The sequence below is a fragment of the Rhizobium sp. 01T437 genome (assembly GCF_056398505.1).
The window spans coordinates 289,500-307,433 of the sequence record NZ_JBFTPM010000003.1 but is presented as its reverse complement, the minus strand read 5'-3'; the positions used below and the strand labels follow the sequence as shown (position 1 = coordinate 307,433).

General features: G+C 58.6%; 16 protein-coding genes. 8 read left to right on the top strand and 8 right to left on the bottom strand.

Annotated features, from left to right (window positions below; all coding sequences use genetic code 11):
* Positions 1 to 11: 11 nt before the first annotated feature.
* From AC1DM5_RS07730 to AC1DM5_RS07715, 4 genes are all read right to left on the bottom strand, one after another.
* Positions 12 to 1,250, bottom strand: coding sequence for an ABC transporter substrate-binding protein (locus AC1DM5_RS07730; protein WP_477818660.1), 1,239 nt, complete (start codon positions 1,248 to 1,250; stop codon positions 12 to 14).
* A 40-nt stretch (positions 1,251 to 1,290) separates the two neighbouring features.
* On the bottom strand, positions 1,291 to 2,325 hold the full coding sequence (locus AC1DM5_RS07725; RefSeq protein WP_477974815.1) for a LacI family DNA-binding transcriptional regulator: 1,035 nt from the start codon (positions 2,323 to 2,325) through the stop codon (positions 1,291 to 1,293).
* 175 nt (positions 2,326 to 2,500) lie between these two features.
* Entirely contained in the window at positions 2,501 to 2,854 is a 354-nt protein-coding gene (locus AC1DM5_RS07720) for a hypothetical protein (protein WP_477818658.1), read from the bottom strand.
* 29 nt (positions 2,855 to 2,883) lie between these two features.
* Positions 2,884 to 3,831, bottom strand: a complete 948-nt coding sequence (locus tag AC1DM5_RS07715) for a GGDEF domain-containing protein (RefSeq protein ID WP_477818657.1) — start codon at positions 3,829 to 3,831, stop codon at positions 2,884 to 2,886.
* A 261-nt stretch (positions 3,832 to 4,092) separates the two neighbouring features.
* Here AC1DM5_RS07715 and AC1DM5_RS07710 point away from each other — a divergent pair, with 261 nt between their 5' ends.
* On the top strand, positions 4,093 to 5,064 hold the full coding sequence (locus AC1DM5_RS07710) for an alpha/beta fold hydrolase (RefSeq protein ID WP_477818656.1): 972 nt from the start codon (positions 4,093 to 4,095) through the stop codon (positions 5,062 to 5,064).
* 56 nt (positions 5,065 to 5,120) lie between these two features.
* Here the strand turns inward: AC1DM5_RS07710 and AC1DM5_RS07705 are convergent, their stop codons facing one another.
* Positions 5,121 to 6,017 (bottom strand): LysR family transcriptional regulator, encoded by an 897-nt coding sequence (locus AC1DM5_RS07705; RefSeq protein WP_477818891.1) that lies wholly within the window; start codon positions 6,015 to 6,017, stop codon positions 5,121 to 5,123.
* A gap of 53 nt (positions 6,018 to 6,070) precedes the next feature.
* Complete coding sequence (locus tag AC1DM5_RS07700; protein ID WP_477818655.1) at positions 6,071 to 6,454, bottom strand: hypothetical protein; 384 nt, start codon at positions 6,452 to 6,454, stop codon at positions 6,071 to 6,073.
* A 333-nt stretch (positions 6,455 to 6,787) separates the two neighbouring features.
* On the opposite strand from AC1DM5_RS07700, the gene AC1DM5_RS07695 reads away from it, so the two are divergent.
* Both AC1DM5_RS07695 and AC1DM5_RS07690 read left to right on the top strand, forming a co-directional pair.
* Positions 6,788 to 7,891, top strand: a complete 1,104-nt coding sequence (locus AC1DM5_RS07695) for an NADH:flavin oxidoreductase/NADH oxidase (protein WP_477818654.1) — start codon at positions 6,788 to 6,790, stop codon at positions 7,889 to 7,891.
* 100 nt (positions 7,892 to 7,991) lie between these two features.
* The gene (locus tag AC1DM5_RS07690; RefSeq protein ID WP_477818653.1) at positions 7,992 to 9,128 is read left to right on the top strand and encodes a flavin-containing monooxygenase; all 1,137 of its coding nucleotides are present in this window, start codon (positions 7,992 to 7,994) and stop codon (positions 9,126 to 9,128) included.
* Between the two features lie 44 nt (positions 9,129 to 9,172).
* Here AC1DM5_RS07690 and AC1DM5_RS07685 read toward each other — a convergent pair whose 3' ends face one another.
* Together AC1DM5_RS07685 and AC1DM5_RS07680 are read right to left on the bottom strand one after the other, a co-directional pair.
* Positions 9,173 to 9,640: a GNAT family N-acetyltransferase gene (locus tag AC1DM5_RS07685; protein WP_477818652.1), complete on the bottom strand. Its 468-nt coding sequence runs from the start codon at positions 9,638 to 9,640 to the stop codon at positions 9,173 to 9,175.
* Positions 9,637 to 10,626 (bottom strand): phosphotransferase family protein, encoded by a 990-nt coding sequence (locus tag AC1DM5_RS07680; RefSeq protein ID WP_477818651.1) that lies wholly within the window; start codon positions 10,624 to 10,626, stop codon positions 9,637 to 9,639. The genes AC1DM5_RS07685 and AC1DM5_RS07680 overlap by 4 nt, the downstream gene beginning before the upstream one ends.
* A gap of 321 nt (positions 10,627 to 10,947) precedes the next feature.
* On the opposite strand from AC1DM5_RS07680, the gene msrA reads away from it, so the two are divergent.
* The 5 genes from msrA to AC1DM5_RS07655 all read left to right on the top strand — a co-directional run bounded on the left by msrA (position 10,948) and on the right by AC1DM5_RS07655 (position 17,920).
* The gene (gene msrA / locus AC1DM5_RS07675; protein ID WP_477818650.1) at positions 10,948 to 11,460 is read left to right on the top strand and encodes a peptide-methionine (S)-S-oxide reductase MsrA; all 513 of its coding nucleotides are present in this window, start codon (positions 10,948 to 10,950) and stop codon (positions 11,458 to 11,460) included.
* Between the two features lie 198 nt (positions 11,461 to 11,658).
* Positions 11,659 to 14,733: an ATP-binding protein gene (locus tag AC1DM5_RS07670; RefSeq protein WP_477818649.1), complete on the top strand. Its 3,075-nt coding sequence runs from the start codon at positions 11,659 to 11,661 to the stop codon at positions 14,731 to 14,733.
* Positions 14,734 to 14,758: 25 nt separating this feature from the next.
* A complete protein-coding gene (locus AC1DM5_RS07665; RefSeq protein ID WP_477818648.1) occupies positions 14,759 to 15,937 on the top strand; it encodes a YcaO-like family protein in 1,179 nt (392 codons plus the stop codon).
* A gap of 9 nt (positions 15,938 to 15,946) precedes the next feature.
* Positions 15,947 to 16,690, top strand: a complete 744-nt coding sequence (locus tag AC1DM5_RS07660) for a TfuA-like protein (protein ID WP_477818647.1) — start codon at positions 15,947 to 15,949, stop codon at positions 16,688 to 16,690.
* A gap of 45 nt (positions 16,691 to 16,735) precedes the next feature.
* Positions 16,736 to 17,920, top strand: a complete 1,185-nt coding sequence (locus tag AC1DM5_RS07655; RefSeq protein WP_477818646.1) for a gluzincin family metallopeptidase — start codon at positions 16,736 to 16,738, stop codon at positions 17,918 to 17,920.
* The last annotated feature ends 14 nt before the right edge of the window (positions 17,921 to 17,934 follow it).

Sequence of the window (17,934 nt, the reverse complement as noted above, 5' to 3'; positions counted from 1 at the left end):
GGCCGGGAGAGTTATTGGCCGCTGTCGATGATGGACTGCATCTCGGATTGGGCATTCGAGAACGCGCCATCGACGTCGTCACCGAAGATCGCGGCATTGGTGAAGGTCGCCCAGGGCCCATTGGCGCTGTTGATCAGATCGTTGAACTGCAGCGTATAGGGTGTCTTGGCAACGGAGATCGCCTTCAGACCCACCTGCATGCGGGGGTCGAGCCCGGCAAGAACCTGATCGGCAATGTCCCCGCGTGTCGGCAGGCTGCCGTATTTGGCCAGGACTTTCTGGCCGTCCATCGAATAGATATATTCGAGGAATTCCTTGACCGCATCGATCTTCTTCGTTCCCTTGGTGATGACGAAATTGTCGCCGCCGGCAAAGGACGATGTCTTGCCGTCGACGCTGGGGATCAGCGTCACGCCGAAGTTGATATCCGGGTACTGGGTGACCAGCGTGCCGATGGCGAAGGCGCCGAGGCTCTGCTGGCCGATCTTGCCGTTTGTGAAGGTCAGGAAGTTCGTGCCGTTATCGCTCGCAGCACTTGCCGGAACAAGATCCTTCTTGACCATGTCGCGATAGAAGCCGACGGCCTTGCGCATCTGCGGCGTATCGAGCGTTGCAGTCTTGCTGTCCTCAGAGAGGATATCGGCACCAGCGCCCCAGACGAGCGGTGTGAAAGTGAAGATCATGCAGCCGCCACAGCCACCGCCCGAGAAGTAGAAGCCATAGGTATCGTCGCCGAGCTTGCGGATCTTCTCGGCGTTGGCTTCGATTTCCTCCCAGGTCTTGGGCGCCTTTTCGGGGTCGAGGCCGGCCTTCTTGTAGAGGTCCTTGTTCCAGGCGAAGACAGAGGTTTCGACCGATAGCGGCAGGCCGTAGATTTTGTCCTGATAGGTGCCGAGTTTGACATGCGACGGCGACAGTGAATTGAAATAGGGCAGGCTCTTTGCCCAGTCCGTCAGGTCCTCGAGCTGACCCGCAGCGGCGAAGGCCGGGTTATAGATCAGATCCATCGACAGGGCGTCGGGCGCCTGACCGCCGGCGATTGCGGTTGCGTATTTCTGCACCAGTTCGCCGAAGGGCACTTCGGTCGTGACCACCTGGTTTTCGTGGCTCGCATTATAGGCCTCGACGACCTTCTTGAAGGAATCGCCGATACCCGTGCGGACCCACATTTCGATCTTTTCGGCAGCCGAGGCTGTCGAGACTAGGCAGAGGGTGGCAATACTGGTTGCCACCAATAGACGCTTCATCATGGCTCTCCTCCCAAGTTGGCGCGTCTCCTTCGCGCCGTTGCTATATTCCGAGGGTGTCACCCCCGCATGATTGTCGCACGACGAGACGGCACGGCAGTTTCCTGATGCCGGGCTCCACCGAGCGTCCCTCCGCAAGCGCCAGAACCGTCAATCCGGCCTGCCGCCCCAGTTCCTTCAATTCCATATCCACCGTCGTCAGCGGCGGTCGCGTCTGGGCGGCGACAATCTCCCAATTGTCGAATCCCACCACCGAAACATCCTGCGGCACCCTGATGCCGCGTTCGCGCAGCGCATCGATGACACCACGCGCAATCTGATCATTGCCGCAGAAGATGCCGTCGGGCCTTTCGCCGCTGCCGCTCCACAATCTTGCGACGGCTTCGTGGCCCCAGCTTTCCGACCAGACCCCGAACAGGACCGGCCGCTCTTCTCCTGCGACCCTGCGATAGGCATCGGCACGCTCGCGCACCGAGAAGAAATTCTCCGGTCCGGTGACATGCACCATCCGCTTGCGCCCGAGCTTTGCCAGCCACTCGACGGCAAGCCGCGCGCCCTGCGCATCATCGGAGCGGAAGGTGACACTTCCGGGCGCTCCTTCCGTAAATGCGTAGACTACAGGCACATTCAAATTCGACAGATCGACCGGTAACCGTCTAACCAGACGCTTTCCTGTTGCGATGATGCCGTCGACCTGTTTGTCGAGCATGGCCTCGACATGAATCTGTGCCAGCGCCGGGTCCTCCTCAATCGCGCACAGAAAGACCGAAACGCCGTGGTCAACGAGAGCATCCGATATGCCTGCCATGACCGGCAGGGTAAAACGGCCATAGGTATCGTTGGTGAGAAGCCCGATCGTGAAACTACGCTTGCTGAGCAGGCCTCTCGCCAAAGCGTTCGGCCTGTACCCGATCTCCGCCGCAATGCGCTTGACCCGCTCGCGCGTTTCCAGTCCCATCCGCCCCGTGTCGTTCAGCGCCTTCGATGCCGTCGAGATGCTGATTCCAGCAGTAGCCGCGACATCATGAATGGTGATCCGGCCTTTTTTCCCTCCTGTCGTGTCCAGCAGCTCCTCCATCGAACCTGCGATGAGAAAAGCTTTTCCCTGTAAAATTGTCAAGTGAGAAAAGGTTTTCTCAGCTGTCGTTGACCAGATCTAGGGCCGATGAGCAGAGATGAACTGGTGTCAATGATGAGCCGGCTTCTGATCGAAGCCAGGCGTGTTGGACTTGTCAGTGTGTGATCGCAATCACTTACAGATATCCGACATGGTCGCCGAACGGGACATCCTCATCCAGGTTGCCGCTGCCGATGCGCTCGCTTTCGCCTGACAGGCGTTCTTCGTCCGGATCGGAAGCCTCTGCGTGGGGATGGGTGGAATGATGGTCCAGATGCCGGTCCGCTGCCCGATCATCATCCGCATCGATACGATCTTCATCGCTACCAGCGGTATGGTGATCGTCTTTTTTCCCATTGCCAGCGGTGATCTTTGCCTGTCGCTCGGCGACCCAGGCATTGTCAGGTTCGGAGCCGATGGAGGTGCTGTGGTTTACGTGCGTGGCCGAGGAGGCTGCCGTGGGCGAGGTGGGCGCAATCTTTTCGACCATTCAAACTCCCTGGCTTATGGCCCGACTTGCTATGATGTCTGTCGCCCAAGCGGGTGCGCATGGGGATCGATGCTGATCTGGTCGCGACCTCTCATCTTGGCCGCGTAGAGCGCCAGATCGGCCCTGCGATAGATATCATTGGCATAGTCTCCGCTCATGACACAGGCAATGCCTGCAGAAAAACTGTAGCGGAAACTGAGCTGGTCAGCCAGCGGGCGAGACTGCCTCACGGCAACCAGCATGCGATTGACGATCTCTGCCGCTTCTTCGGGAACCGTGTTCGGAAGAACCAGAACAAACTCTTCGCCGCCAACGCGACCGAGAATCTCCGTTTTGCGCACCATTTTCTGCAGCGTGGCCGCGAAATCCTTGAGAACGGCATCGCCTGCAGTATGGCCGAAACGGTCATTGATATATTTGAAATTGTCGATGTCGAGAACCGCGAGGCAACCGACCTTCTCCTGCTGGTTACCATAGCTGCGCACCAGCTCCTCGAGCTTCGACATGACGAAACGTCTGCTCGGGATACCGGTCAGCTCGTCGGTCTGGGAGGCTTTGATCGCGCTGTCGCGATCTTGCCGCAGCGTCCTCTGATCGGAGCGGATCGATGTAACGTCGCTTGCGACACAAAGCATCCAGCCATTGGCCTGCATGGTCTCGGTCATCCATAACCACCGGCCGTCATGAAGATCGGTCTCAAAGGCGCGAAATCCGCTTTTGCCTCGACGGGCAAGCGTCGACATCAGCCAGCTCTCAAAGTCGGCCGCTGCAATAATCGTTCCACGGCGGGCGTTAAAGTTGCGCCGCATCAGCTCGGACCAGAGTGGTTGTTCGTCCTCTGCGATAAACCAGGCATCGCGAAATGCGCGATTGGTAAAACGCAACCGGTCATCCTGGTCGTAGACCGCAACCATGACGCCCGCAGCTTCCATCAGCTGCGCCATTTGCAACATTGCTTCCGTGTCACCCAAGGTCATCATGCCCTCAGACCAGATCATCATCTGCTTGAACTATCTGCCTGGCGTGAAGAAACAGTTAGCTGGTTTGCATATGCACAGGTGGTTCTGCGCCGTCACCGCTGGCTGGATCACGATTCCCGCCCGTAACGGACTGCGAATTCTTCCTGTAAGTGGAATAATACCTTCCACGTTCTGCCGATTAACGGATTCCGGTGAATGGCTATGTTGGTGCCAGGCCAGCAAGGGCTGTTGGTGAATTTGTCAAAACGGAGAACTGAGATGAACAGACTGATCCTTTCCCTGATGCTGGCAACCGTCAGCATCGCTCCCCTTTCCCAAGCCGGCGCCGCTCCTGCCAAGCAGGTTGCGATCACCCAGCAGGTGCCGGTGACAGTGCACTATCGTTCGGCCAAGATCGATAGCGTCGACATGTTCTATCGTGAAGCCGGCCCGGCCGACGGCCCGGTCGTCCTGCTTCTGCACGGCTTCCCAACATCCTCGCACATGTTCCGCAACCTCATTCCGTTGCTGGCAGATCGCTATCACGTCATCGCACCCGACTATCCGGGCTTCGGTCAGAGTGATGCACCCGATCACACCAAGTTCGCCTATACCTTCGGCCATTATGCAGACATGGTCGATACGCTGATGACCCAGCTCGGCGCCAAGCAGTATGCCATGTATGTCATGGATTACGGCGCGCCGGTCGGCTACCGTCTGGCTCTCAAGCACCCGGAACGGGTGAGCGGGTTGATCGTACAGAACGGCAATGCCTATGAAGAAGGCCTGCGCGAGTTCTGGGATCCGATCAAGGCCTACTGGGCCGACGATTCGAAGGAGAAGCGCGAGGCGCTCTCCAATCTGGTAGTCCTCGAGACCACCAAGTTCCAGTACACGGACGGCGTCAAGGACCTCACCCGCATCAGTCCCGACAACTGGGTTCACGATCAGGCCTTGCTCGACCGGCCGGGTAACAAGGATATCCAACTCGACCTCTTCCACGATTACGGCACGAACGTCCCGCTCTACCCGCAGTTCCAGGCCTTCTTCCGCGAACGCAGGCCGCCGACGTTGATCGTCTGGGGCAAGAATGACAAGATCTTCCCGGAGGTCGGCGCACATCCTTACCTGCGTGATCTTCCAGACGCTGAAATGCACCTCCTCGACACAGGTCATTTCGCCCTTGAAGACAAGCTGGATGAGATGGCGCCCCTCATCCGCGATTTCCTCGATCGCAAGATCGCAAAGTAACAATCGCCTACATGAGAGCCCGCGCATTCAGAGATGAATACGCGGGCCTTTAGTTATCAATTGAAGTGCCTGTTGGACCTCAGCTTTTCCACCGAAAAATCGATGAAGCTTCGCACTTTTGCCGAAGCATACCGGCCTTCCGGATGGACGACATGGATCGGTAAAGCCTCCTCCTCATACTCAGCCAGGATCGTGCGTAATTCGCCGGCCTCAAGCTGCGGCGCAATCTGGTAGGACAGAACGCGCGTCAGGCCCCAGCCGGAAGCCGCCGCCGAGATGGCAGCTTCGTTGGTGCTGCAGAAGAGACGGGGACTGACGTGGACGGTTGACTTCTTGTGTATACCGAAACGCCATTCGAGCGATGTCCACGCACTGGTAGAGGCGACAATGCGATGGTTCGACAGATCGCCGGGCGTCATCGGAACGCCATGCTTTTGAAAATAGACAGGGGATCCGCAGATGACGCGTCTCACCTGGCCGACGCGCGTCGCGGTGAGGCCGGAGTCGGGCAGATGACCGATGCGGATCGCAACATCGATACCTTCTTCGACCATGCCGACAACACGGTCGACGAACAGGCCGCGACCGATCACATCAGGGTAGAGATCCAGATATTCGGTCATTAGCGGCAGGACGAACATTGTGCCGAACATGGCAGAGGTAGTGACGGTGAGGGTGCCCGTCGGTCTGCCGTAGGCGCCGGCTGCGGCAGCTTCCGCCTCCGAGAGATCGGCGAGCAGCCTCTGGCAGTCCGCAAAATACTGGGCACCTGCTTCCGTCAGCTTGACGGACCGCGTCGTGCGCGTCAGCAGGCGCGTACCGATGATATCTTCCAGGGCAGACACCATGCGAGTGACTGCGGGAGGGCTCATGTGGAGTTGCCGTCCTGCGTCTGCAAAGCTCTCAGCCTCCGCGACCTTCACGAAGACCCTCATTGCCTGCCATCGATCCATGCGGTTCACACTGTCTTCAAAAGCTTAAGTCCCTGGCAAAGATTTAAACGCTTTTATTCCGATCGCAATCTATCGGCCCCATAGCGGCAAGCCGCTGAACGCCCGGCTTTTGATCTCGCCGTCGACGGCTTCAGCTTCTTGACGAAGGCTCGCAGTTCCGAAGCGATGTCGGGAGCGCCGAAAGCCCTCAATTGCCGACTTGCGAGGGCGCCTGCCGCTCCGTCACGGGCTTCTATCGCCAGCGCGAATTTGACGGCGATTTCGACAAACAGGTCGAAACTGCCTCCGCGCTTTGCAGCGTCGATTTCAGCTCCACTCAGCGCCATTTGCTTCGCCTCGAGCTCCAGGGATCGAAGAGCATCGAAATCGCTTCTCGAGTTTGCAAGTGCAAGTTCGATTTGTACGCGCACGAGGGGAGTAATGAGGTTCTTGCTCAAGTCATTCTCCATAGGCTGCAATAGCCATCGTCTCTTCGGTCGCCGTTTCGAACCTGCCGGAAGATATCGCTTGACGCTTGGCAGGCGGGCCGTTCGCAGACGGAATATTGTCGGTGGACCATACACCCGGCCGCAGCCAGCCTGAACTGACGTTCTGCTGAAGGCTTTCTTCCCCGTGACGCAACAATCGAACGAAGCCACCTCGCGAAGCCTCTCCACAAAACGGACCCACACCAAAGAACAGTTCCTGACATTGGGAGGCTCTGCTAACCGTCGCAAAGATCCGACTGAGTGCTATAGACCAGAGAACCGAATACCACTTCGAGGAACGCCATGCCCCAACCCGTCCTGTTTTCCCCCTTCTCCGTGCACAATCTCGAACTCGCCAACCGCATCGTGATCGCGCCCATGTGCCAGTATTCGGCCGTCGACGGCTGCATGACGGACTGGCATCTGATCCATCTCGGACAGCTTGCGCTTTCCGGCGCGGCACTGCTGACTATCGAAGCGACCGCTGTCGTTCCCGAAGGACGCATTACCTTTGCCGATGTCGGCCTTTATGATGACGCTTCCGAGGCCGCGATGGCTCGTACGCTCGAAAGCATCAGGAAATGGTCGGATATGCCGATTGCCGTGCAATTGGCGCATGCCGGCCGCAAGGCCTCGACCGAGGTTCCCTGGAGAGGCGGCGGTCAGTTTTCGCCGACCGATCCGAACGGATGGCAGACCGAAGCGCCTTCCGCTATCGCTTTCAACCCGAACTACGTGCCGCCGACCGCACTCGACCGCGATGGCATGAAGCGTGTCCGCGATGCCTTTGCCGCTGCCGCGCGGCGGGCGGCGAAAATCGGCATTGATGCCGTCCAGATCCATGGCGCCCATGGCTATCTGCTGCACCAGTTCCTGTCGCCTCTATCGAACGAGCGAACCGATGAATATGGTGGCTCGCTGGAAAACCGTGCCCGGTTCCCGCTGGAGGTTCTCGACGCGGTGAGGGATGCTTTTCCCTCCGATCGGCCGGTGACGATGCGCGTTTCCGCCACCGACTGGGTCGAAGGCGGTCTGGAGATTTCCGAGAGCGTCGCATTTGCCAGGATGCTCGAAGCGAGAGGCTGCGATGCCATCCATGTATCGAGCGGAGGCCTGCACCCCTCTCAGGCGATCCCGATCAGCCCGAGCTACCAGGTGCCGCTCGCCAGGGCTATCAAAAGCGCCGTAAAAATGCCGGTCATCGCCGTCGGCCTGATCACCGAGCCGACGCAGGCCGAGGCAATCGTGGCGACAGGCGATGCAGACCTCATCGCGCTTGCTCGCGCCGTCCTCTACGATCCGCGATGGCCGTGGCACGCAGCCGCCGAGCTCGGCGGGCAGGTGAAAGCGGCCAATCAATATCTCCGTTGCCAGCCGTCGCAGCTCAAAAGCCTGTTTGCAAAATAAGATGGAGCGCGAATATCCGCGCGAGGAAAACGCTGTCTGCGTGATCGTCTAAGCTGCTGTCTGGCATTATGATTATGATGTACCCTCCCTGCCACGTTAAATGGGCAGGGAGGGGCTCATGACCGTTGCGGGCACAGTAATTGTCGGCGCAGGCCCCGCTGGGCTCGCCTGTGCGGCAGCGCTCGGGGCCAATGGCCGCTCCTCTATAATCCTCGAACGTGCGGACAATCTGGCTGCCTCGTGGCGAAGGCACTATGACCGGCTGCATCTGCACACCGCCAAGGCGCATTCAGGGCTGCCCGGAATGCCCATGCCGAGGGAGTTTCCAAGATATCCGTCGCGGCTGCAGGTGATCGACTATCTCGAAGCCTATGCACGCGCCAACGATATCAGGATACGGTTTGGCAAATCCGTCATCAGCATCAGGCGAGGCCAAGACTGGATCATCGAGACGAATGATGGAGACGCCTTCGAGGCCGAAACCGTCGTGATCGCGACCGGGCTTTCCAAAGCTCCCATAAGGCCGGCCTGGAAAGGCCAGGAAAACTTCACCGGAAAGCTCCTGCATTCCTCCGAGTTCAGCAATGCGGGAGCACTCGGCGCGGGCAGGGTGCTCGTCGTTGGTTTTGGCAATTCGGCCGGCGAGATCGCGCTCGAATGCGCGGAGGTGGGTCTTGAGGTCGGCATGTCGGTGCGTGGGCCGGTAAACATCGTTCCGCTGGAAATGTTCGGAATTCCAACCGCGACAATCGCCATCGCACAACAGCATTTTCCATACGGCTTCGCTGACGCGGTCAATGCACCATTCCTGCGCTTGCGCTATCGCGACATGGGAAAATTGGGACTGCAAAAGTCCGCCAAGGGTCCTCTGACCAACATGGCGGAGAAAAGCCGCACGCCCCTGATCGATATCGGAACCATGGCTGAGATCAGAACTGGCAAGATCAGGATATATCCAGGCATTGAAAGCTCGGATCGTCAGCAGGTGCATTTCGCCGATGGCCGATTGGCGAATTTCGATGCGATCATCCTGGCAACGGGCTATCGGCCCTCGCTGGAGGCAATTTTACCTGATTTCGCCGAGAGGTTTGAGGGCGCGGAAAGGCCGAAAAGAGGAGAACTCCAGCCCGGGAACGACGGCCTGTATTTCTGCGGATTCAACACGGCCTCCACGGGCCTGTTACGTCAAATCGGCATCGAGGCCGTCAGTATTACCCGATCGATAGCAGAGCGCTGAACGCAGATGAGCCCGAGACTTTGGGAGCGCTTGGTCTGTCCCGTTCAGAGAAGCGGGCGGCACAAATCGATTTCATCCCGGATCGGAATCCCGTGATCGCCGATATCGGGAATGGTGGGCTTCAGTAATCGCGCCTCATGAACTGCACCAGGGCGAACCCGCCGCAGCTCGAAGCCTCGCTGTTGGTAGAAGCGCAATGCGGCGAGGTTGTCGTTGGTCGTCATGACCCAAAGGAACCCAATACCCTGCTCGCGCAAAACATCCGCCAAGGCTTCGATCAATAGGGTACCGACCCCCTGGCCGGGAGAGACCGCGTCCAGCGACATCAATTCTGCATCGTCGCCCTCTAGCCGATACGTCGCCAGCCCACGCTCGGGGTCGGCCACCAGCGCCGGAAGCGTCAGCAAGTCGAAGGCTTCGCCGTGAGCGATAATCGTCGTGCTACCCCATCGTTGCACGAGGAGTTTCGCAATCCAGCCAGCATCCTGTTTGGTAGCCGCGCGAGCCGTCATGCCCCATCATACCAAGGGTCAGGCCCCGTGACCATCGTGCGGAGGTCCCGGATCAATCCGCCGGGGCCATTCTCGGTCGCCGGATCCAGGCCCAGCCTCGTCAGCCAGCACCACATGCTGACCCGATGGAAAAGCGTGTAGAGCCAAAGCGCCCTGTCGATATCGGGATGATCGACCGGACCATAGCCTTCTAGAATGGGTCTATAGCTGCGCGGGTCTTCATGTGCCGAACAGAAGAGGGCCTTGGCAAGATCAAAGAACATGTCTGCTGCCCGTGCATTGCCGAAATCGACAAGCCCGCTGAGCTGAAGCCGGCCCATGTCGTCACGCAGGGCCAGCACATTGCCTTGGTGAAAATCGTCGTGGCAGAGCACTGCGCCGCCGCTTTCCTGCAGAAGGCCGAAGTTTCCTTCTGCCAGCTGTTGCAGACGGCGCCCGAGATTGGCATCGCCGCCCAAATCGCGGAAGCGCCGGAACACGTCTTCGAACGCTGACGTCATATAGTCCGCATTCATCGATATCGGTCTGTGAATCCCTCGGCCGAGTATGTAGCCATAGGCAGGCATCGGCATCGTATGGATGCGTCTCAGCAACTCTCCCATCTGGCGGTAAGCATTTTCAATATCCGGCTCAGCCATCCAGTCGCGCAGCGAGCGGCCGGGCATCAGCGGCAGCAAGGCGTAGCGCAGCGGCAAGAGGCTTCGCGACTCGTCGATCTCCAGCCACTTTGGAGCGAGCGCTGTCAGCTCCGCGAACCAGCCCGCCACAAGCCTCTCCTTCGCCGGCCCCCATTCAGGTTCCTCAGGATAGATTTTCAGCACCAGCGGTTCGTGGTTCGCGTCGGCAGGATCGATCCTATAGACTTCCGTACTGCCGCCGTGCAGACGGGAAAAGCCGCCGGCGATAAAGTCGGGATCGAGGTTTTGGACGATCCGCTGAACAGTTTCCCTATCAAGCTCCAGGGTCATCCTTCTTTCTGGTGCCATGTCTAAACGCCCCCTGCGCGACGTCCGTGGCTGATTTTGAGAGGCGGAGCCAGAAATAGCGGACCAGAAAACGCCGCCCGGATGACAGGACGGCGCAACGATTGATTCAGAGTGCTTTGACTTGTCTTGCTGGTCAATCTCGTTCGGCAGTGATCACACTTTGAGCTGGACGAGTTGCTGGAAGTCGGAATGTGTTTCAGGGAAGATCCTGACGCCGCCGCAGTGGACTGGCGATCATTGAGCCGAATACCCATATAGGCGTCAGCGGAGCGCACCTGACGATTCCCGCCCATCTCGCGTACATTTGGAAAGGACATGTTCATGACAACAGAACGTGCAGTACTTGCTGGCGGCTGCTTCTGGGGAATGCAGGACCTTATTCGACGGCTGCCCGGCGTTGTTTCAACGCGTGTCGGTTACACGGGCGGTGAAGTTCCCAATGCAACCTACCGTAACCACGGCAACCATGCCGAAGCGATAGAGATCATTTTCGATCCGCAAAAGACGAGCTATCGCGATATTCTGGAATTCTTCTTCCAGATCCATGATCCGTCGACACGCAATCGCCAGGGCAATGACATTGGCGCAAGCTATCGGTCGGCAATCTTCTATGTGGATGTAAACCAGCGGCAGACGGCCGAAGATACGATCGCCGATGTGGATGCTTCCGGCCTCTGGCCAGGCAAGGTCGTGACGGAAGTCGTTCCCGTCAGCGATTTCTGGGAAGCCGAACCGGAACATCAGGATTATCTCGAGCGCATTCCAAATGGCTACACATGCCATTTTGCCCGCCCCGGCTGGAAATTGCCGAAGCGGCAGGCAAACGTCGCTTAAACTCGCTCTTCAGCGCGTTAAATTGACCCGACTTCATTAGCGGTGGCCTCTCGGCCACCGCTTTCCTTTTTAAACCGTCCGATCCGATCTAAACAGCCGCTGGAGATCGTACATTTGTCCGCCGACAATGCGGATAACGTGTGTTATCGTTCGCTTTGAACAGATGTGATTATCGATATCTGAGGGCAGGAGCCGCGTATGACTCGCGACGCGCCAATCGATAAGCAAGGGCGGTCCGCAAGCATCTCGACAGGCGATAGCCGCTCTTCTGAAAATCACGGCGAACGGCGGGTCGTGACCGCGCTTTGCTATGATCTGGTCGGCTCTACGAATCTCTTCAATCTGATGGATATCGAAGACTATCAGGACCTGATGGCTGCCTTCCTGCAGGCGGCGCGCCAATCCATCAATGCGCATTCCGGCGTCATCCGGGTCGAAGCCGGGGATGGTGGAGTGGCGCTTTTCCCGATCGAGCTTGGACCGAGGGATGCCGCATCGGCGGCGATCCGCGCCGGGCTTGGAATCGTCGAAGCGTGCCAGCGCCTCGCCCGTGATCTTGTTCGTGACGATATACAAGTGCGCGTGGGTGTCGCGACTTCGGTTGCCCTGATCCGGGAGGCGCAGCTGCAGAACTGGATACATGAGCCTGTCACGAGTGCAGCACTCGCTCTTGCGACGCGGCTCGAGGCCGCTGCCCAGCCAAATACCGTGTTGGTTTCGGACGAGACCAGAAACCTCGCCGGCCGTTCGCACGCCTTCGTATCGGAAGGCGCCCGCTTATTGAAAGGCTTCTCGGAGCCAGAAAATGTCTGGAGAGCAATCGGCCACAAACGGGAGGTCGATCGGTTCCACGCCTTCGGAAGGCTGGACAGCACGTTCATTGGCCGCGTCGGGGAGCTTGAGCGGATCAGGAAAGCGTGGAAATCAGCCGTTGGCGGCCAGGGCAGGGTCCTTGTCATCACCGGCGAGGCCGGTATTGGCAAATCGCGGATGCTTCGGCAAGTCCGGCAAATGATCCACACAGAGCCCGCAAGGTCGCTGCTCTTCCAATGCCTGCCGGGAGGAGTACGCTCGACGCTTCACCCGCTGCTCAACAGTTTTCCCCAGCGCTCGTCCGACGCTGCCGGTGGCGGGCGGCTGACGGTAGATATGGTCGCCGCCCAGTTTGCGCGTCAAGGCATCCATGATCCCGAAGTCATCGACATTTTTTCCCATCTGCTCGGTGCGGATGGGCGCAATGAAACTCTCTCCGACAGTTCTCCCAAAGCGATACAGCAACGCGCACGACAGGCCCTGTCAAAAGCACTGAGCGTCATCTGCGAACAAGCGCCGCTGGTCATTGCGGTCGAAGACATTCACTGGATCGATCCTACTTCAGAGCATTTACTGCGCGAAGCGGTCCGGCTTGTGCCCACGCTTCCCTTACTGCTGATCGTCACCTGCCGGCCAGGTTCCCATGCCGGCATGTTCGACGGGGACGGGGCGGAACATATTTCGCTCGGTCCGCTCGATCACGATGAAACACGACTGGCGATCGCCGCGCGCTGGCCAGGGGATCGCCAGGACGCACTGCCGCAACTGCTCGAAGTAACCGAGCGCATATCCGGCGGTGTGCCGCTTTTCATCGAGGAGATATGTCAGTGGGCCGCCGAAATGGCGTCCGAAGACGTTATGCACGTGCCGCCAAATCCATCCCGCAATCATGTTTCTGCTTTCGAAGGAATTTTGGACTTGCGGCTCGAACACCTGGGTTCGGCCAGAGACGTGGCACGCGCCGGGGCGGTGGTAGGTGACCGTTTCACCATTTCGCTGCTTCGCGCATTGCTGCCGGACGCGAGCAGGAAATCTCTTTTGCATGCCGCCGAAACGCTCTGCGAGACCGGATTTTTGACCCGCATGCGTGCTCATGGTGGTGTCGCGTATGGCTTTCGCCATGCTCTGATCCAGGAGACGATCTATAACGGCCTGCTTAAAACGCAACGCCAGCTTCTCCACCGGCGCCTGTTCACCGCTGCAAACAGCAATCGTCCGATCGCCAATTGGCTGGATGCGGGCGCACTTGCCCGGCATGCAGAGTCGGCGGGCCTTCGGGAGCATGCGATTTCGTTGTTTATAGCGGCCGGAAAGGAACACGCTAGCCGTTCGGCAATGGTGGAGGCACGCCACCATTTTGAACGCGCCTTGGCACTGTGTGAGGGCATGCCCGGAGGCGCTGCCGATGGCTTGTATCTCTCGGTTTTGACTGAGCTCGGACCGCTCCTGACGGCAACGGTCGGTCCCAACTCGGCACCGGCACGAATCCTTTACGAAAAAGGTGTCGAGGTCGCACGCCGCCAAACGAAGGAGGATCAGCCCAAGTGGTTTCCAGTCTATTGGGGCTGGTGGCTGACCGGGCAGAACTTCATGGAGATGCGCAGTCGCGCTCGTGAAGTTCAGATGATGCTGTCAGGAATTGTCGATCGCGAGATCCAACTACAGGTCAATCATTCGATCTGGGCGATCGAGTTTAATGTCGGAAGGCAGGAGGACGCCCAAAATGCGATACGGGCGGGGCTTGCGCTTTACAACGATGAGGCGGCTAAGGCGAGCCGCAATGCCTTCGGCGGCCATGATGCGAAAGTCTGTGGTCTCGGGCAGCTGGCGCTATCCCTCTGGCTGACGGGTCAGACCGAGGCTTCCAGCAAAGCGGTTGCCGACATGGTCGCCTTTGTGGACAGCATCGCCCATATGCCGAGCAAGGCGCACTCGCTGGACACCGAGGCAGTATCGGCGTTCTATCGCAACGATCATGCTCGTCTGATCGAGATTTCCGGCAGGATGGGTGATTTTGCGAAAAAGCATGAACTGCAATCCCTGTCGGCACTCGCAATGCTCTTTCGTGGATGGGCGACAGCGCATGTCGAAAACCTGTCTCACGGTCATGAGATGTTTCGCGCGGGCCTGGCGCTTCTGAAGGAGCTAGGAACCGTCGCCGATCTGCCGATCTATCTCTACATGCATGCGACCATGCTCGGTCATGCACGCAAGTATGAGGCAGCCATTGAAGTCGCCACCGACGCCATTCGTGAAGCGCGGGCGACGGGCCATGGTTACTGGCTCGCCGAACTCCACCGCCGCCGCGCACTGCTGCTATCAAGCGCCAAGGTGGAGACGCCGGCTATCCTCTCGGATCTGAAGACCGCGATTGCCATAGCGGAAGAACAGGGCGCGGTTGCCCTGCTGCACCGGGCGCAACGGTCCGTGAAGGAGCTTGGCCTTGCTGGCGAGTTCTAACGATTGCTCCGCGGACGTGAGTGAAATGCTCTCGGCATTTTATGCTGATATCAGGGACGGGAACACGTCTCTTGCATCGCCGGAACGTGGCCCCGGGGATGCCGAGGTTTATTTCCGCTCCCTGTTGCCGCTCTGCCGTCGAGCCCGGATCACCCGCATTGCCGATCTGACCGGCCTCGACCGGATCGGGCTTCCAGTCATCCAGGCCATAAGACCGGCGGCGTTGTCGGAAGTCACCTCGCTCGGCCGCGGAATGTCCAAAACGTCTGCTGCAATCGGAGCAATCATGGAATCGCTCGAGCGCTTCTACGCCGAGGCGATCCCTACCCCTCGTGTCTTCCTGTCGACCGCGGAAAGGCTGAGGATTAGGACCGGGTCCTTCGAAGGTTTTTGCCTTTCTGCCTGCAGCGTGAATTGGCGTGAGCGTGAGATCGACTGGATCATGGGTGTCGATATGGCAACCGGCGCTGCCGCACCCATCCCGTTTGAACTTGTGCATACGATCTACACCGATCCGCCGCCGCCCCGCGACGGCGTGTTTCTGCGCAGCACGACAGGCCTTGCATGCCACCGGTCAGATTTGGGCGCGTTTCAGCATGGGCTGCTGGAGTGCGTGGAACGGGATGCGATTTCGCGGGCTTTCGAAACCCACGGCTTCATGGACCGGATGAGGCTGCCGATCTCCGCATTAGGCGCAGCAGTGCAAAATGTTCTGTCACGCCTTGCCGAGCACGGAATATCGGCTGCCTTCTGGTATGCGCCGTCACCAGCACGGGTCCCGGTCGTCTGGTGCCAGACGATTGAAGCTGGCGAAGGCGAAACCACGTTGGCCCTCCCGACGGAAGGTTATTGTGCCGGCCTTGATCTTCATCAGGCGGCGTTCGGCGCCTTGCTTGAAGCACTGGCGGCCCGTGCCGGCGCGATATCGGGTGCGCGTGACGATCAGACGTGGAAACATTATGCGAGACCGAGCAAGACAATGCTTGCCGACGCGCGCGATCTTATCCTTGGGGAAAATGTTCCATCGATCGACTTTCCGGGTGTTTTGCCAGCGGTTGCCGACCTCGCCGATCTCCTGGAACGGGTCATGGTCGCTGGACTGGGGCCGGTTCTGGCTGTTCCAATCGCTTCGCAGAACGATCCGAACATTCATTGCGTACGCACGATCCTCGCTGGCATGCGCCCTTTTGCAGTCGAGCGGTGAGGATCGGGGATGGATCAGAAAACGGACGGCCCGATACTTGTCTTTCTCGGCCCGACCTTGCGTCTGCCGGAAGCGCAACGCATTCTCGACGCCATATACCTGCAACCCGTTTCGCAGGGAGACATCATCCTTGCCGCGCACGCATTTCGTCCGAAAGCGATGGTCTTGATTGACGGTTTTTTCGAAGACAGACCTGCCGTGCGCCACAAGGAAATTCTCTGGGCGCTGTCGCAGGGCATCGTGATGATCGGTGCTGCAAGCATGGGCGCGCTCCGGGCTGCCGAACTGCACCCATTCGGAATGATTGGTGCAGGCCTCATCTATCGCTGGTACAGGCGGTGGCCGCTGACGGCGGAAGATGCGGTCGCGGTCCAATGCGGCCCTGCCGAACTCGGCTTCACGCCTCTAACCGAGGCTCTCGTCGATCTTCAGCGTAGTTTTAAGGCACTCTTTCGTCGCGGCCTGATCTCGAAAGCCGAGATGGATGCCGGGATCGCAGCAGCCCAACGGCTTAACTTTCGGGAACGATCCTTTCGAAAGGTGCTGGCCGCCGCGCAATGGCTGCCGGAGAAGTCGGCCTTGCTGCGCAGCCATCTGATTGCGCAGAAGAAAACCGATGCTCGATTAGCGCTGCGGCTAGCTCCTGAACTGTCGAAGTCAAACCTGGCAAAGTTGCCCTATACGATAACGAATACTTTCCTGCGCGATCTAGAAGCTGGATCTATTGACATAAGATTAATTAGAAACTACTAATATTGTTTGATTGCCATACAACTCATCTCTTCGAGTAGTTGAGCTATGGAATTGTCTCCTGACATATCACTTAAAAGGTCCGCGCCGGCTCTTGGAACGCGATGCTGGATATTTCCCCAGCCGCCTTTTATCCTTGGATATGAGCAGCCTGACCGTGTCTTGCTGTCGATATTGCCTGACGAGATTGGTGATGGTCCGAGTGACATATCGATGTATGTCGCCGATCCGCTGTTCGACAAGGAACCCTATGGTTTCAGCGGTTTGCCCCCTTATCGCGGCCCTCAGCGGCAGTCAGTCCAGTCAGGACCGGACCGCCATTTCGATAGCCTGGATCCGAGATCGCGCGACTATCTCGGTGTCCATGCTTATGCATGCATTCATTTCGTTCTGGATGTCTGGCGCAATTATCTTGCCCGGCCGATGCACTGGTTCTTCTCCGATTTCTATCCGCGACTCGAAATCGTTCCCTTTGTTCGGTGGAACAACGCACATGCGGGCTTCGGCTTCATCGAACTCGGCTATTCGGAAGCGGCTGGCGAAGAGTCGCCTTACGCGCTGAATTTCGACACGATCGCTCATGAGATCGGCCATCTCATCACGCTCTCGCAGATGGGGTTTCCCGGCAATCTTTCCCGTGATGCGGATTTCTTTCCGTTCTCCGAGGCCATCTCGGATAGTATATCTCTGATTTCGTTTCTACATTTCGATTCCGCCATCGACCGGCTGCTGCGCAGAACGAAAGGAAATCTGCTTCTTTATAACGAACTCAATCGCTTCGCCGAGACGAGCCCGGAGACGCAGATCCGCCTTGCGACCAACTTCCGGCGCATGTCGGAAGTCACGAGCGAGGCTCACGATCGCTCACTGCCTCTTCTCGGTGCGATCTTCGATACCATCGTCGAACTCTATCATCGGGAACTGGTCGCCAGCGGCTGCGCCGATCACCGTCTGCTCTCAGTCAATCTTCGCGATCTGACACAGGACGAGTTTGACTGGTTTCGGCAAACGACGGCGGAAGCATTTCGGGACAGACCGCTCTTCTTCAAGCTCGCCTTGATCAAGGCGAGGGATTCAGTGGGAGCGGCAATCGGTGCTGCGCTTCACAGGCTGGATCCGGACACGATGCGTCTTCGGGATGCCGCGCTGGCAATCGTCTCAGCTGCCGATCTAAGCGCTGCCGCGCAACTGGAGGAAAATTTTGCATGGCGTGAAATCATCGGCTCGAGGTGAGCCAGAACAGGAGG

Coding starts and splice junctions, on each gene's coding strand:
- AC1DM5_RS07730 (WP_477818660.1), bottom strand. CDS start 1,250: ATGATGAAGCGTCTATTGGTGGCAACCAGTATTGCCACCCTCTGCCTA.
- AC1DM5_RS07725 (WP_477974815.1), bottom strand. CDS start 2,325: ATGGAGGAGCTGCTGGACACGACAGGAGGGAAAAAAGGCCGGATCACC.
- AC1DM5_RS07720 (WP_477818658.1), bottom strand. CDS start 2,854: ATGGTCGAAAAGATTGCGCCCACCTCGCCCACGGCAGCCTCCTCGGCC.
- AC1DM5_RS07715 (WP_477818657.1), bottom strand. CDS start 3,831: ATGACCTTGGGTGACACGGAAGCAATGTTGCAAATGGCGCAGCTGATG.
- AC1DM5_RS07710 (WP_477818656.1), top strand. CDS start 4,093: ATGAACAGACTGATCCTTTCCCTGATGCTGGCAACCGTCAGCATCGCT.
- AC1DM5_RS07705 (WP_477818891.1), bottom strand. CDS start 6,017: ATGGATCGATGGCAGGCAATGAGGGTCTTCGTGAAGGTCGCGGAGGCT.
- AC1DM5_RS07695 (WP_477818654.1), top strand. CDS start 6,788: ATGCCCCAACCCGTCCTGTTTTCCCCCTTCTCCGTGCACAATCTCGAA.
- AC1DM5_RS07690 (WP_477818653.1), top strand. CDS start 7,992: ATGGGCAGGGAGGGGCTCATGACCGTTGCGGGCACAGTAATTGTCGGC.
- AC1DM5_RS07685 (WP_477818652.1), bottom strand. CDS start 9,640: ATGACGGCTCGCGCGGCTACCAAACAGGATGCTGGCTGGATTGCGAAA.
- AC1DM5_RS07680 (WP_477818651.1), bottom strand. CDS start 10,626: ATGGCACCAGAAAGAAGGATGACCCTGGAGCTTGATAGGGAAACTGTT.
- msrA (WP_477818650.1), top strand. CDS start 10,948: ATGACAACAGAACGTGCAGTACTTGCTGGCGGCTGCTTCTGGGGAATG.
- AC1DM5_RS07670 (WP_477818649.1), top strand. CDS start 11,659: ATGACTCGCGACGCGCCAATCGATAAGCAAGGGCGGTCCGCAAGCATC.
- AC1DM5_RS07665 (WP_477818648.1), top strand. CDS start 14,759: ATGCTCTCGGCATTTTATGCTGATATCAGGGACGGGAACACGTCTCTT.
- AC1DM5_RS07660 (WP_477818647.1), top strand. CDS start 15,947: ATGGATCAGAAAACGGACGGCCCGATACTTGTCTTTCTCGGCCCGACC.
- AC1DM5_RS07655 (WP_477818646.1), top strand. CDS start 16,736: ATGGAATTGTCTCCTGACATATCACTTAAAAGGTCCGCGCCGGCTCTT.